This is a genomic window from Pantoea sp. y20, from assembly GCF_054903455.1.
Map to the genome: position 1 here is coordinate 2206590 of NZ_CM142816.1, position 13626 is coordinate 2220215.

The following is a 13626-nucleotide window of genomic DNA, read 5'->3' on the forward strand; positions in this document are numbered from 1 at the left end:
GCACTTTATCGCAAATTGCTGATTGATATATAGCTATTTCCCCGCAGGCTATTTACCGTTATGTTGAGGCTGGATTCCCGGTCACATTTTTACCTTGAGCGCCAGAAGGCTTTTGGCGGTGTTGGAAGCATTTCATAGAGGAACGTCATGTCGTCATACCATCCACGTCCGCTGCGCGGCAAGCTGGACGCTGTCTGGCAACAATACGGGCAATCGGTGCTGGGTGCACCGCTGCTGTGGTTTCCGGCACCCGCCGCCGATGCCGAAAGCGGGCTGATTATTGCAGGCACGCACGGCGACGAGAATGCCGCGATTGCCACCTTATCGGGCGCGATGCGCACCTTGCCGGACGCGCTGCGGCGTCATCACGTTGTTCTGGCGGTCAATCCCGATGGTTGTCAGTTGGGGCTGCGCGCCAACGCCAACGGCGTCGATCTTAACCGTAATTTCCCCGCCGCTAACTGGCAGCATGGCGACACGGTGTATCGCTGGAACAGCGAAGCGGATGAGCGTGATGTGGTGCTTTCAACCGGATCAGCGCCCTCTTCCGAACCAGAAACCCGCGCGCTGTGCCAGCTGATTCATCAGATCAAACCGCGTTGGGTGGTTTCGTGGCATGAACCGCTGGCCTGCATTGACGATCCGCACCACAGCGAATTAGCGCAGTGGCTGGCGCAGCAGACCGCGCTGCCGGTGGTGAGCAGCGTGGGTTATGCTACGCCGGGTTCGTTTGGCAGCTGGTGCGACGACCTCGGCCTGTTATGCATTACCGCCGAGATGCCGCCGATTTCGGTGGACGAAGCCACCGAAGTCTATCTGGAAGCGATGATCAATCTGCTGCGCTGGCAGCCAGCGGCTTGAGTACGCCGTGAGAGAAATGCAGCGACGGTTCAACATCGGCCGCAAGCCAGGTTGGACCGTCGAGATCCGCGAAGGTCGCGCGCGCCGTCAGCGGTAATGCCGCACGAATCGCCCGCGACGTGCAGAGCATGCAGCCGAGCATAATCGCGAATCCCTGCTGCTGCGCCGCCTCTGCCAGCGCCAGCGCTTCCGTTAATCCGCCGGTTTTATCCAGCTTGATATTCACCATCTCATAGCGCCCTTTCAGCTGCGGCAGGCTTTCACGCGTATGGCAGCTTTCATCGGCGCAGATTGGCAGCGGATGGATAAAGTTGCCCAGCGCGCTGTCTTCTGCGGCCGGTAGCGGCTGTTCCAGCATCGCGACATTGAGGTCGGCCAGCAGCTGACAGCGTGCCGCCAGGCCTTCGGCATGCCAGGATTCGTTGGCATCGACAATCAAAGTCGCGTCAGGTACCGCGCTGCGTATCGCCACCAAACGTTCGCTGATCAGGTGATCATCCATTTTAATCTTCAATAAACGCGCGCCATGTTGCCACAGCGCCTGCGCGCTGCTGGCCATCGCATCTGGCGTATCGATGCTGATGGTATGTGCGGTGACAATCTCGTCAGCCAGTTGCACCGCGCACAATTGCACCAGACTTTCGCCTTGCTGCTGTCGTGCCAGATCCCACAGTGCGCAGTCAATCGCGTTGCGTGCCGCGCCTGCCGGTAACGCCTGTTGCAGCGCTTCTCGCGTCATGCCGCTTTGCAACGCGCTTAGCTGCGAGGCGATCTGCTTGAGCACCGACTCCTCACTTTCACCGTAGCGCGCGTAAGGCGTCGCTTCGCCAACACCTTTAACGCCATCCTGCTCGATTTCCACTACCACAACATGCGCCTCGGTGCGGCTGCCGCGCGAAATAACAAACGGCGAATGTAACGGCCAGGCTTCCGGATAACTCTTCACTGTTCTCATTATTTCTCCTTAAATCCGTCGCTTAAATGCGAGCCGGCTCGATTATCGCCAGGAAATGCGCTCGTAAACCCTTAAAAATTATGTCATAAACAAGCGCTATACCTGTTCTGACGTTCCAAAAGTCAGATATTTCATCGTTCAAAAAGGAAATCGCATGTCTCAGACTGTTCACTTTCAGGGCAATCCGGTGCCGGTTGCAGGCCAGTTCCCACAAGTTGGCGAGCAAGCTAAACCTTTCAACCTGGTCGCAAAAGATCTTACTGACGTATCCCTGGCTAATTATGCAGGCAAACGCAAAGTTCTGAACATTTTCCCAAGCATTGATACTGGCGTGTGTGCGGCATCGGTGCGTAAGTTTAACGAGCGTTCAGGTGAAGCGAACAACACGGTTGTGCTGTGCATCTCCTCCGACCTGCCTTTCGCCCAGTCACGCTTCTGTGGCGCAGAGAACGTCAGCAACGTGATCACGCTCTCTTCCCTGCGCGGCGCTGAGTTCAAAGAAAACTATGGCGTGGCGATTGCTGATGGCCCGCTGAAAGGCCTGACCGCACGTGCGGTTGTGGTGCTGGATGAAAACGATAAAGTGATTTACAGCGAGCTGGTGAATGAAATCACCGAAGAGCCAAACTACGATGCCGCGCTGGCTGCGCTGAAGTAAATCTCTCGCCTGCCAGGCGAAACAAAAAGCACCGAATGATTAACGCGTCGGTGCTTTTTTTATGATCACCTTCAGGATGGCTCAATTTTCAACCTGTTGATTTATCGCGATACGTAGCACTTCTTCCCGCCATGTTGCATTTTTACTGTGATTCTTGTTACCCGTATCACATTAATTAAAAAACATAAAACCCGTAACAAATCCCGCAATTGTTCCCATCAACATCGCTACCTATAACTAACCGTCAATTGCACTTAAGCGATTCAAAGACAGGCGGGAATCTTTATGCAAGCAAGCTTATCCATTAAAGAAAAGTTCAGTTACGGCCTCGGTGATATGGCCAGCCATATCGCCATCGATAACGTCATTATTTTCCTCACCTTTTACTACACCGATGTGGTGGGTTTGCCCGCAATCTTTGTTGGGACGCTGTTTTTACTGGCGCGCGTCGCCGATGCGGTGATCGACCCGGCGATGGGGATGGTGGCTGACCGAACCCGTTCACGCTGGGGCAAATTCCGTCCCTGGCTATTGATGCTCGCGGTACCGTTCGGCGTCAGCTGTATGTTGATTTATGCGGTGCCGGAAAGCCTGTCGCTGACTGGCAAGATGATTTACGCCGCCGTGACCTACAGCCTGATGATGCTGATGTACACCGCCATCAATATTCCTTACTGCTCGATGGGGGCGATTATCACCGCCGATGATAATCAGCGCATCTCCCTGCAATCATGGCGTTTCTTCCTCGCCACGCTGGGCGGCGCGATGTCCACTTTCCTGATGATCCCGCTCGCCACCTGGCTAGGCGGCGGTAACAAACTGGACGGTTATTTCGCAGCAATGTCGATAATGGCGACGCTGGCAACCCTGCTGTTTTTTATCTGTTTTCTCAATACACGCGAACGCATCAATGCTCCCGCTAACCACGGCAACTTTCTTGCCGATCTGCGCGATTTGCTGCGTAACGATCAGTGGCGCGTGGTCGCGTTGCTGGTGTTCTGCAATATCTCATTCGGCGTGGTGCGGCTCGGCGCGATGATGTACTACGTCACCTATTTTTTGGGTGATGCCAGCCTCTTCATGTGGCTGCTGGCCGCGCATATTGTCGGCAAAAGCGTCGGTAGCGTGCTGGCGAAACTGCTGACGCGCCGCCTGAACAAAATCACCGCCTTTACGCTCAGCGCCATTACTGCTGGCGTGCTAAGCATCAGCATCGTGTTCCTGCCCGGCTCGCTGGCGCTGTTGGTTGGCATGACATTCATCGTCTCCAGCTTCTATCAAGTCACCACCACGCTGATGTGGGTGATGATGGCCGATGTGGTGGATTACGGTGAATATCGTCAGGGAAAACGCCTCGATGGCACCGTCTTCTCGACTCTGCTCGCCGTATTGAAAATGGGCATGGCCATTAGCGGCGCGATTGTCGGCTGGACGCTTGGCCTGAGCGGTTACGTCGCTCAGGCACCGCATCAGCAGCCCGCCGCCATGATGGCCATCGTGGCGCTGTTTTCGGTGGTTCCCGGCCTGCTGTCGCTGTTAAGCGCGCTGGCGATGCGCGGCTACAAACTTAACGATGCCACCATGCGCACCATCAATCAGCACAAAGTGTCAGCCCAACCGGCTGCCACTGCTTCCCCCCTTTTACAACCACAGGAGTTGTCATGAGTGAATTACGCGCCGAATCCCAGCGTATTATCTGGACATTTGACCGTCAGACGCTGGTTATCGAACCCTGGGGCGCGCATAGCCTGCGAGTACGAGCCACCTGTCAGCCCGAACTGATCGACCATGACTGGGCGTTGTTATCGCCTGCGGCTTGCGAGGTGGAGATCCAGCGCGAGCATGAATCTCTCAGCTTGCGTAACGGCAATATCACCGCCACGCTGAATATTCGCGGCCAGCTGGCTTTCTATAATCAGCGCGGTGAATTGCTGCTCGAGGAGTTCTGGCGTCAGCGCAGCACCGTGGGCATCGGTGCCAGCGAAAAGAGCCAGGACAAATACATCAGCGCCCTGAAGCTGGATGCGCGCGCCTTTCGACCGATTCCGGGAGGGAAATATCAGCTGAGCGTGCGCTTTGAAGCGCGTGCCGAAGAGAAAATCTATGGCATGGGCCAGTATCAGCAGGATTGTCTCGATCTGAAAGGCTGCACGCTTGAGCTGGCACAGCGCAATTCGCAGGCCAGCGTGCCGTTTATGGTATCCAATCTCGGCTACGGCTTGCTGTGGCATAACCCGGCCATCGGCGAGGTGACCTTTGGTAAAAACGGCACGCGCTGGCAAGCCGAAGTAACCGATCAGATGGATTACTGGATCACCGCAGGCGACACACCCGCTGAGATCGTGCGTCAGTATGGCCGCGCCACTGGCACAGCACCGATGATGCCCAGCTTCGCGACCGGTTTCTGGCAATGCAAACTGCGCTATCGCACTCAGCAGGAAGTGCTGGAGGTCGCGCGCGAATATCGCCGCCAGCAGCTGCCGCTCTCGGTGATCGTCATCGACTTTTTCCACTGGCCAAATCAGGGAACCTGGTGTTTCGATGCGCGCGACTGGCCGGATCCGCGTGCCATGGTGCAGGAGCTGAAAGAGATGGGCATCGAAACCATGGTGTCGGTGTGGCCCACGGTGGATAGCCGCAGTGATAACTATCGTCTGATGAAATCCAAAGGCTTGCTGGTTAACAGCGAGCGCGGCGTATCGGTGAACCTTGATTTTATGGGCAACACCACCTTTTTTGACGCCACGCATCCCGCCGCACGCGAGTTCGTCTGGCAGGAAGTTAAGCGCAACTATTATGACCACGGCATCCGCACTTTCTGGCTCGACGAAGCAGAGCCAGAATACCGCGCCTACGATTTTGATAATTACCGCTATCATCTCGGCCCGGTACAGGAAGTGGGCAATATCTATCCGCAGCTGTTTGCCCGCGGATTTTATGAAGGTCTGCAACAACAGGGCGAGAGCGAGATCGTCAATCTGGTGCGCTGCGCCTGGGCGGGCAGCCAGCGTTACGGCGTGCTTGCCTGGTCGGGCGACGTTCACTCCTCGTTCCATGCCTTACGTAATCAGTTCACTGCCGGGCTGAATATGGCGATGGCAGGTATTCCATGGTGGACCACCGACATCGGCGGTTTTCAGGGCGGGAATATTCATGATCCTGCGTTTCATGAACTGTTGATCCGTTGGTTCCAATGGGCGGTATTCTGTCCGGTGATGCGTTTGCATGGTTACCGCGAGCCACAAATTGCACCTGAAGAAGCCTGGCGCGATGGCATTGCGCAGTGTAACAGCGGCTCACCCAATGAGGTATGGAGTTACGGTGAGGAGAATTACGCGCTGATGAAAAGCTGCCTGCTGCAACGTGAGCAGATTCGCCCCTATATTGATGGCCTGATGCGCGAAGCGCATGAGCTAGGTGATCCGGTGATGCGGCCGCTGTTCTATCACTACCCGCAGCAGCCAGAGAGCTGGCAAGTGGAAGATCAGTATCTGCTGGGCTGCGACCTTCTGGTGGCGCCGGTGCTAAACGCCGGGCAGCGTGAACGTGAAGTGTGGTTACCTGCTGGTGAACAATGGATTACCCGCAATGGTGAGTGCTATCAAGGCGGCCAACGCATCAGCGTCGCCGCACCACTGAGTGAAATTCCAGTGTTTACGAGAGCAGGAAGTCAGGTAGACATCCGCGTGCCAGAGTAGATGCACATTTACGATAGGTCGCCATGAATGGCGTAATGCTTGTCAGTTAGAGAGCATGTTGCTTTAAATCTGGTGCGGGCACTGACACATCTGCTGCGTCACGGGCCGTCCTCGCGCCGCTAGCGCGGTACCTTCGGCTTTCACATTGTGCCAACGGACCATTCGGGGATCGGCCGTCCTGGCCGGCCCCGAACTGCCTCACGCATCCATGCGTGAGGCTCCTGGCCCAACGTAAAAGCCTCAGCGCTGCGAATGGCCCTTTTGCCGCAGCAGACGCGCCAGCGCCTCTGGCAAATGTGCCCTTTTCAACACGCACGGAAGCTCCGGCCAGCGCACTCGTCGTTGGCTTAACTAACAGGCATTACGCCATGAATGTTGAACGTAAACGTAGAACAGCGTTGCGAGATGCACGCGCTCTATTACTCGCTCTCGTTGCGCTTCTGCCCTAACCCATATTCACGCAGCTTATTGGCAATCGCGGTATGCGACACGCCGAGGCGTTTCGCCAGTTTGCGCGTGCTGGGATAAGAGAGATAGAGACGCGTCAGCACCGAACGTTCGAAACGGCTGGTGATATCGTCCAGCGAACCTTCCATCGCCTCTTCGCCCAATGACACATCCAGCGCCTGCTCTGGCAACACAATATCTTGTGGTCCCAGCTCGTAACCTTCCAGCTGCGTCAGCGCACGGTACAGCGCATTCTTTAACTGGCGTACGTTACCGGGCCAGTTATAACGCGTCAGGAATGGCGTTAGCTGCGATGAGAGGCGCGGACGCGGCAAGCCTTGTTCATCGGCGAAACGCGCAACAAACATTTCGGTGAGCGGCAGAATATCCAGTGGACGTTCACGCAGCGGCGGCAGATTGAGCGTCAGCACATTCAAGCGATAAAACAGATCTTCGCGGAACTCACCACGCTGCACCAGCTCAATCAGATTCTTCTGCGTGGCGCAAATCACGCGCACATCAACGTGCACTTCGTGCTCTTCGCCCACGCGGCGGAACGTGCCGTCGTTAAGGAAACGCAGCAGTTTGGTCTGCATGCGTGGCGACATTTCGCCAATCTCATCCAGCAATACCGAACCGCCGTTAGCCTGCTCGAAGAAGCCTTTCTTGCCTTCCAGCGCATTGGGATAAGCACCGGCAGCGTGACCAAATAGCTCGCTCTCCGCCACATCATCCGGCAATGAGGCGCAGTTCAGCGCCAGGAACGGTTTTTTGCCGCGCGCGCTACGCAAATGACAGGCGCGCGCCAGCATATCTTTGCCGGTGCCGGTATCGCCCACGATTAACAGCGGCGCATCGTGCATCGCCAGCTTGCGCGCCTGATCGATCACCTGACGCATTTTTGGCGTAACCGCCACGATATGATCGAACTCCGATTCATCGGTAACGGTAAGATTCTGCAACTGTCGGCCCATACGCGCCGTCGATTTCAGGGTGATCATCGCGCCGACCGGCAGGTCGCTCTGGCCCTCTTCTTCTGCCAGATAAATCGGTCGCGCTTCCATCAGGAAATCGCGCCCCTGAATCACCACATGCTGCGCCTGTGCGTCAACGCGATCATTCTCCAGCCAGCGCTGGAAATTGAAGCCGGTGATGAGGGTGCCAACGTTTTGATTGCGCAGCTTCTGCTCATCAAGGGTGAACAGATTCTGTGCTGCCGGATTGGCCAGCTCGACTTTGCATTTCAGATCGATGGATAACACCGGTTCTGGCATCGCCACCAGCAGCGCGCTCAATGCGCGATGCTCGCGTTCAGAGGGCATAAACGAAACGGTACGTACATCTGTCACGCCAGGTGTACGGCGGATTTCCGCCATCAGATTACTGAAGGGTTCAAACTCCAGTGCGGTAAAATTGAGATAAATGCGACCGAGTGGCGCAATTTCGATGCCGCGCAGGTCGATATTGCGGGCAACCAGCAGGTCGAGCAACTCGCGCGCCAGACCGATTCGGTCCTGGCAGAAAACTTCCAAACGCATTGCGATGAGCCTTAGTCAGGTTTTGATTTTAGTGATAATACGCTAACTTGCAGCGCCTCAGAAGAGGCCTGTCAGGAAAAGTTGACAGCCAGAGGCAGGTGATAAAGGGAAGTGTAACGGAGCGACCAACAAAAATCCCGCCGAATATGCGTGGTAACACAGATAATTTTACCTTTCACGCCAGTTGCAGCGTGAAAGGTACGCAAGTGCTGATTATTTAGCAGCCTGCCCTGCTTTATCCCCACTTTTTACCAGGGATTCTTTCAGCTGACCGATTAACTCGCGACGGAAATCGCCCAGACGCGGCTTATCATCTTCCAGCCACGGTAACGGGCGACACAGCTCCATGGCTTTAATGCCGAGACGTGCGGTGAGCAAACCGGCACCAATCCCTTGCGCAGCGCGGGTTGACAGGCGTGCGGCAAGATCCTGTGACATCCAATCCATCCCGACTTCGCGCACCAGTTCGGAAGCCCCGGCAAACGCCATATTGAGCAGCACTAAGCGGAACAGGCGGATGCGGCTAAAGTAGCCCAGCTCAATGCCATAGATCGCCGCGATGCGATTGACCAGCCGCAGATTGCGCCAGGCGATAAACGCCATGTCGACCAAAGCCAGCGGGCTAACGGCGATCATTAACGTCGATTCGGCGGCGTGACGGCTTATTTCCCGGCGCGCCTGACGATCCAGCACCGGCTGCACCAGTTGGGCATATAAGGTGACAATTTCACGATCGTTGTGGGTTTCATGCAGCGCCGCATGCCAGCGCTGCAGTGCAGGATGCGCCTGATCAAGCTGCGCCTGTTGCGCCAGCTTTTCACAGAACGCACGACCTTTGCCGACGCCGTGACTGTGCAGCAATTCGCGGCCAATATCGCGCTCTTCGGCCCGCTGACGCAGACGATATAAACGCCGCCATTCGCCAATCAGCGCACCCGCCCCCGCGGCGACAATCAATGTGCCCGCCACGCCGGTGCCGAGGGTAAACCAGTCGCGCAGCAGCCACGCATCGTGCAGCGTTTGCGCGCCCTGCGCCACCACGCTGACGCCGAAAATAGCGAGGCCAACGCCCACCATTTTACGCCACAGGCTGCGCTTCGGCCGCAGCGCGGCTTCCACCACTTTTTCGCCTTCGCCCTCTTCCAACGGCTCGGCTTCCGCCGTGGCGAGAAAGGCTTTCTCGCTGTCCGCGCTAAAGGTTTGTGCGGCGCGCAGCGGTTTTTCCGCTTCCACCGTCAGCGGACGGGCAAAATCAATGCGTCCTTTCAAAGGTGTTTCGTCGCTCATCGCAATTTATCTCCCAGTAAAAATTCCAGCGCGGCATCCATGCGAATATGCGGCAGCGGGCGATCAACATCCAGCTGCTGCGGCCGGAACTGTTCAAACTGAAATCCCTGCTGCTGCCAGAAATTGTGGCCAGGCAAGCGCGGCGGCACTTCGCCAGGATAGAACGTCAGCGCTTCATTATCGGCAAGACGATGACCGCGCAACGCCGGTAATTTCTCGCCACGATGATCAACCAGCCCACTTTCTGTGGCCTGCACCGAGGCTAAACCGAGGCAATCCATATTGATGCCTTCGAACGCCGCGTTTTGCCACGCGTCCTGCACCAGCTGCTGCAAAAGGGACACCATATTGGCGTGCTGATCCGAAGTCACATGATCGGCTTTGGTGGCAGCAAACAGCAGCTTATCGATCACCGGAGAGAACAGACGGCGGAACAGCGTGCGCTGACCGTAGTGGAAACTCTGCATCAGTTGCGTCAAGGCAAGACGCATATCGTTGAACGCTTGCGGCCCGCTGTTAAGCGGTTGCAGACAATCGACCAGCACGATTTGGCGATCGAAACGCAGGAAATGATTTTTATAGAATCCTTTCACCACGTGCTGGCAGTAATAGTTGAAACGCTGCTGCAGCATGGCGAAGTTGCTGCCTGCTGGCGCTTGCGCCAGCTTGCTAACCTGCATCTCGTCGACCTGCGGCCACGGGAAGAACTGCAGCGCGGGCGCGCCGGCCATATCGCCCGGCAATACAAAGCGGCCCGGCTGGATAAAGTGCAAGCCTTCGCTTTTGCATTGGTGCAGATAGTCGGTCCAGGCAGCGGCAATCGCTGCCAGACGATTTTCATCGGCGGGCGCAAAAGGATCGAGATCGGCGCACAAGCTGCGCCAGTGCGCTGACCAGCCTGCGCGATCGCCCTGCAGCAAGCCCACCATCTGGCGTGACCAGCTGAGATAATCCTGCGCTAGCATCGGCAGATCCAGCAGCCATTCGCCGGGGTAATCGACAATTTCAAGGTAGAGCGTGGCGGTATCTTTGAAATGGCGCAGCAGCGATTCATCCGGACGATAGCGCAGCGCCAGACGCATTTCGCTCACACCACGCGTCGGCGTCGGCCACATCGGCGGAGTGCCGTACAGTTGCGCCAGACCTTCGTCGTAGGTGAAACGCGGCGTGCCGAGTTCACGCTGCGGCACGCGCTTGACGCCCAGCAGGCGATCTTCGCGCACCACGGAAAACAGCGGCAAACGTGCGCCGCTGTGAACATTGAGAAGCTGGTTAACCAGCGAAGTGATAAACGCGGTTTTGCCGCTACGGCTTAAACCGGTTACAGCCAGGCGCAGATGGCGGTCAACACCGCGGTTCATCAACGCCACAAATTCATTTTGCAGTCTTTTCATCGTTCTCCCTGATGAATCGTGCCGATAAGCGTTTAAACGCTTTGCTCAGCAACGGTTCCAGGGCGGCCGCCAGCAACAGGCGCAGCGGACGGCGCGCCACCGATTTCACCGCCCAGCCAGCGATACCGCCGGGCCCGTAAGTTACTGCACTAATGATGATAAATTTCCCCGCCGACATCAACGCAGGTGTCGCGCGACGGCGCAGAGCAGTAAAACGTTGAGTTTGCATAGAGCCTCTTATCACAATAGAAGAAGTGGGCCCGAAAGCCCGGGAATTTAGATCTGGCGAAAGCGGCTGCGCACGCTAAACGTCTCTGAAGTGACGTAGCGTTCAACTTCACGCACCTTTCGCTCATCGCTTTGCAGCGTTGTTTCCAGCTCGTCGAGCAGTTCACGTGCGCTGGGTGCCCGTTCAGATGTCGCATCAACGGGTTTCTCGTCCAGCACAAAGCCCAGAATAAAATAGGCGACGATGGTGAACATAAACAGCCCAAGGAACAGCGACAACACCACAATCACACGCAGCAAGCGTACCGGAATGTCGAGATATTCGGCGATACCCGCGCAGACGCCGCGTACTTTGCCCTGCTGCGGAATGCGCCACAGTTTACGGCCATTCATCATGGTTGCCTCCAGTTTGGATGTTCGGCATCCAAAATGGCTTCCAGTGCTTCAACACGCTCACGCATGCGGCGCGCATCCTGGGTAATTTGTTGCAAACGCTGCAGGTCACTCGACGATAGATCGGCGCCGCCGTTGCGTTTGTTGCTGTAATGCAGCCATAACCAAATTGGTGCGACAAACAGCACGAAAATCGTTAAAGGTATGGCTAAAAAAAGTGCGCTCATTGACTCTCCTTAATCACTAACACCATTTTTAACTCGGGCCCGCAATCAGGCCCGTGGCGATCACTCAGGGCGGTTCATTTTAGCTTTCAGCGCGGCCAGCTGCTGGCTGATTTCATCATCGGCTTTCAGCTCGGCGAACTCCTGATCCAGACCTTTTGGTTTACCAAAACGCTGGCTTTCTGCTTCTGCTTCCATGTGATCGATGCGACGTTCAAAGGATTCGAAACGTGCCATCGCATCATCAATTTTGCCGCTGTCGAGTTGACGACGCACATCACGTGATGACGATGCTGCCTGATGGCGCAGCGTTAACGCCTGCTGACGCGCACGGGTTTCAGTGAGTTTTTTCTCCAGCTCACCGATCTCGCCTTTCATGCGGTCCAGCGTCTCTTCAACCTGAGTCGATTCCTGCTGCAGCGCAGCAATCAAATCGGTCAGCTTCTGCTTCTCAATTAAAGCAGCACGCGCCAGATCTTCTTTACCTTTATTAATCGCCAGCTCCGCTTTTTCCTGCCATTCGGCCTGCTGAATTTCAGCCTGCTCGCTGCGGCGCAGCAGCTGTTTCTTTTCGGCCAGCGCACGGGCTGAGGTTGAACGGACTTCTACCAGCGTGTCTTCCATTTCCTGAATCATCAGGCGTACCAGTTTCTGCGGATCTTCGGCGCGCTCCAGCAGAGAGTTGATGTTAGCGTTCACGATGTCGGCGAAACGAGAAAAAATACCCATAATGATGTTCCTCAAATTTTGTATGTAGGTGCGCGAGGCGCTCTTAACTAATACAATTCGCGTGCCAACTTTTAATTTATTGATTTTACGCTATTTGTTTATTTTACATCCGCCAGAACATCGCTTAAGGTAGTGAAATTGATTAATCAGTGGCGAATTTCATCATGGCGAACAGTTCAGACAACCTGTTAGGCGAATCGAATAACTTTCTGGAGGTACTGGAACAGGTTTCGCGCTTAGCGCCGCTGGAAAAACCGGTGCTGGTGATTGGCGAGCGCGGCACCGGTAAAGAGCTGATTGCCAGCCGCCTGCATTATCTGTCAAACCGCTGGGAAGGTCCGTTTGTTTCGCTGAACTGCGCCGCGCTAAATGAAAACCTGCTCGATTCCGAACTCTTCGGTCATGAAGCCGGCGCGTTTACCGGGGCGCAAAAACGCCATCTGGGACGCTTCGAACGCGCCGATGGCGGCACGCTGTTTCTGGATGAACTCGCCACCGCGCCGATGCTGGTGCAGGAGAAATTGCTGCGCGTGATTGAATACGGACAGCTGGAACGCGTTGGCGGTAATCAATCTTTGCAGGTGAATGTGCGTTTGGTGTGCGCCACCAATGAAGATCTGCCGGCGCTTGCCGCCGCCGGTAAATTCCGCGCCGACCTGCTCGATCGCCTCGCCTTTGATGTGGTGCAGCTGCCGCCGCTGCGTGAACGCCGCAGCGACATACTGGTGATGGCCAACCATTTCGCCATTCAGATGTGCCGCGAACTGGGCTTGCCGCTGTTCCCTGGCTTCAGCGATCGCGCTCAGCTGACGTTGCTCAATCACAGCTGGCCCGGCAACGTGCGTGAACTAAAGAACGTGGTCGAGCGTTCGGTTTATCGCCATCACAGCGCCGACGATGAGCTGGATAACATTATCATTAACCCGTTCGCCCCCCGCACGCCGCCCGCCGACGTCATTGCCCAGGCGGACGTATCTGCCTTGCCTTCCCTGCCGCTGGATTTGCGTCAGTGGCAAAATCAACAGGAACGCGAGCTGGTTGAAGCGAGTTTGCAGCAAGCCAAATACAACCAGCGCCGCGCCGCCGAGTTATTGCGTGTGACCTACCATCAGTTGCGCGCCATGATGAAGAAGCACGGGATTCAGGCACGCGACGAGGATTAGCCAAATCGCCATAACGTCGCCTGTACATGTTCATTTGATTTTTCTTTTTTA

13 protein-coding genes are annotated in these 13626 nt (G+C 56.1%); 5 read left to right on the forward strand and 8 right to left on the reverse strand.

Going from position 1 to position 13626, the window contains the following annotated elements:
- Positions 1 to 147 precede the first annotated feature (147 nt).
- A complete protein-coding gene (gene mpaA / locus ACYAC5_RS10350; protein WP_101764300.1) occupies positions 148 to 861 on the forward strand; it encodes a murein tripeptide amidase MpaA in 714 nt (237 codons plus the stop codon).
- On the opposite strand, the gene ycjG is transcribed toward mpaA, so the two are convergent.
- On the reverse strand, positions 830 to 1816 hold the full coding sequence (gene ycjG / locus ACYAC5_RS10355; RefSeq protein WP_192233972.1) for an L-Ala-D/L-Glu epimerase: 987 nt from the start codon (positions 1814 to 1816) through the stop codon (positions 830 to 832). The two genes, mpaA and ycjG, sit on opposite strands and share 32 nt — an antisense overlap.
- Positions 1817 to 1970: 154 nt before the next feature.
- Here ycjG and tpx point away from each other — a divergent pair, with 154 nt between their 5' ends.
- From tpx to ACYAC5_RS10370, 3 genes are all read left to right on the forward strand, one after another.
- Entirely contained in the window at positions 1971 to 2474 is a 504-nt protein-coding gene (gene tpx / locus ACYAC5_RS10360; protein WP_101764298.1) for a thiol peroxidase, read from the forward strand.
- A 285-nt stretch (positions 2475 to 2759) separates the two neighbouring features.
- The gene (locus ACYAC5_RS10365) at positions 2760 to 4139 is read left to right on the forward strand and encodes a glycoside-pentoside-hexuronide (GPH):cation symporter (protein ID WP_271459721.1); all 1380 of its coding nucleotides are present in this window, start codon (positions 2760 to 2762) and stop codon (positions 4137 to 4139) included.
- On the forward strand, positions 4136 to 6172 hold the full coding sequence (locus ACYAC5_RS10370) for a glycoside hydrolase family 31 protein (RefSeq protein ID WP_462061699.1): 2037 nt from the start codon (positions 4136 to 4138) through the stop codon (positions 6170 to 6172). Before ACYAC5_RS10365 ends, ACYAC5_RS10370 begins: the two co-directional genes overlap by 4 nt.
- 419 nt (positions 6173 to 6591) lie before the next feature.
- Here ACYAC5_RS10370 and tyrR read toward each other — a convergent pair whose 3' ends face one another.
- From tyrR to pspA, 7 genes are all read right to left on the reverse strand, one after another.
- Positions 6592 to 8157, reverse strand: a complete 1566-nt coding sequence (gene tyrR / locus ACYAC5_RS10375; RefSeq protein WP_101764295.1) for a transcriptional regulator TyrR — start codon at positions 8155 to 8157, stop codon at positions 6592 to 6594.
- A 213-nt stretch (positions 8158 to 8370) separates the two neighbouring features.
- Complete coding sequence (locus ACYAC5_RS10380; protein ID WP_101764294.1) at positions 8371 to 9444, reverse strand: YcjF family protein; 1074 nt, start codon at positions 9442 to 9444, stop codon at positions 8371 to 8373.
- Positions 9441 to 10838, reverse strand: coding sequence for a YcjX family GTP-binding protein (locus ACYAC5_RS10385; protein ID WP_210080730.1), 1398 nt, complete (start codon positions 10836 to 10838; stop codon positions 9441 to 9443). The genes ACYAC5_RS10380 and ACYAC5_RS10385 overlap by 4 nt, the downstream gene beginning before the upstream one ends.
- Positions 10819 to 11067 carry a phage shock protein PspD gene (gene pspD, locus ACYAC5_RS10390; RefSeq protein ID WP_007888070.1) on the reverse strand — a complete coding sequence of 83 codons (249 nt, stop codon included), beginning with the start codon at positions 11065 to 11067 and terminating at the stop codon, positions 10819 to 10821. Before pspD ends, ACYAC5_RS10385 begins: the two co-directional genes overlap by 20 nt.
- A 47-nt stretch (positions 11068 to 11114) precedes the next feature.
- Entirely contained in the window at positions 11115 to 11462 is a 348-nt protein-coding gene (pspC, locus tag ACYAC5_RS10395) for an envelope stress response membrane protein PspC (RefSeq protein WP_101764292.1), read from the reverse strand.
- Entirely contained in the window at positions 11459 to 11686 is a 228-nt protein-coding gene (pspB, locus tag ACYAC5_RS10400) for an envelope stress response membrane protein PspB (RefSeq protein WP_007888081.1), read from the reverse strand. Before pspB ends, pspC begins: the two co-directional genes overlap by 4 nt.
- A 60-nt stretch (positions 11687 to 11746) precedes the next feature.
- A complete protein-coding gene (gene pspA / locus ACYAC5_RS10405; RefSeq protein ID WP_008106471.1) occupies positions 11747 to 12412 on the reverse strand; it encodes a phage shock protein PspA in 666 nt (221 codons plus the stop codon).
- Between the two features lie 164 nt (positions 12413 to 12576).
- On the opposite strand from pspA, the gene pspF reads away from it, so the two are divergent.
- Positions 12577 to 13575 carry a phage shock protein operon transcriptional activator gene (gene pspF / locus ACYAC5_RS10410; RefSeq protein ID WP_137385865.1) on the forward strand — a complete coding sequence of 333 codons (999 nt, stop codon included), beginning with the start codon at positions 12577 to 12579 and terminating at the stop codon, positions 13573 to 13575.
- The last annotated feature ends 51 nt before the right edge of the window (positions 13576 to 13626 follow it).

Excerpts from the sequence above, each read along its gene's own strand:
- ACYAC5_RS10365 (WP_271459721.1), top strand. The coding sequence starts at position 2,760 with ATGCAAGCAAGCTTATCCATTAAAGAAAAGTTCAGTTACGGCCTCGGT.
- tpx (WP_101764298.1), top strand. The coding sequence starts at position 1,971 with ATGTCTCAGACTGTTCACTTTCAGGGCAATCCGGTGCCGGTTGCAGGC.
- pspC (WP_101764292.1), bottom strand. The coding sequence starts at position 11,462 with ATGATGAATGGCCGTAAACTGTGGCGCATTCCGCAGCAGGGCAAAGTA.
- pspB (WP_007888081.1), bottom strand. The coding sequence starts at position 11,686 with ATGAGCGCACTTTTTTTAGCCATACCTTTAACGATTTTCGTGCTGTTT.
- ACYAC5_RS10385 (WP_210080730.1), bottom strand. The coding sequence starts at position 10,838 with ATGAAAAGACTGCAAAATGAATTTGTGGCGTTGATGAACCGCGGTGTT.
- ACYAC5_RS10380 (WP_101764294.1), bottom strand. The coding sequence starts at position 9,444 with ATGAGCGACGAAACACCTTTGAAAGGACGCATTGATTTTGCCCGTCCG.
- pspD (WP_007888070.1), bottom strand. The coding sequence starts at position 11,067 with ATGCAAACTCAACGTTTTACTGCTCTGCGCCGTCGCGCGACACCTGCG.
- ycjG (WP_192233972.1), bottom strand. The coding sequence starts at position 1,816 with ATGAGAACAGTGAAGAGTTATCCGGAAGCCTGGCCGTTACATTCGCCG.
- mpaA (WP_101764300.1), top strand. The coding sequence starts at position 148 with ATGTCGTCATACCATCCACGTCCGCTGCGCGGCAAGCTGGACGCTGTC.
- ACYAC5_RS10370 (WP_462061699.1), top strand. The coding sequence starts at position 4,136 with ATGAGTGAATTACGCGCCGAATCCCAGCGTATTATCTGGACATTTGAC.
- pspF (WP_137385865.1), top strand. The coding sequence starts at position 12,577 with ATGGCGAACAGTTCAGACAACCTGTTAGGCGAATCGAATAACTTTCTG.
- pspA (WP_008106471.1), bottom strand. The coding sequence starts at position 12,412 with ATGGGTATTTTTTCTCGTTTCGCCGACATCGTGAACGCTAACATCAAC.
- tyrR (WP_101764295.1), bottom strand. The coding sequence starts at position 8,157 with ATGCGTTTGGAAGTTTTCTGCCAGGACCGAATCGGTCTGGCGCGCGAG.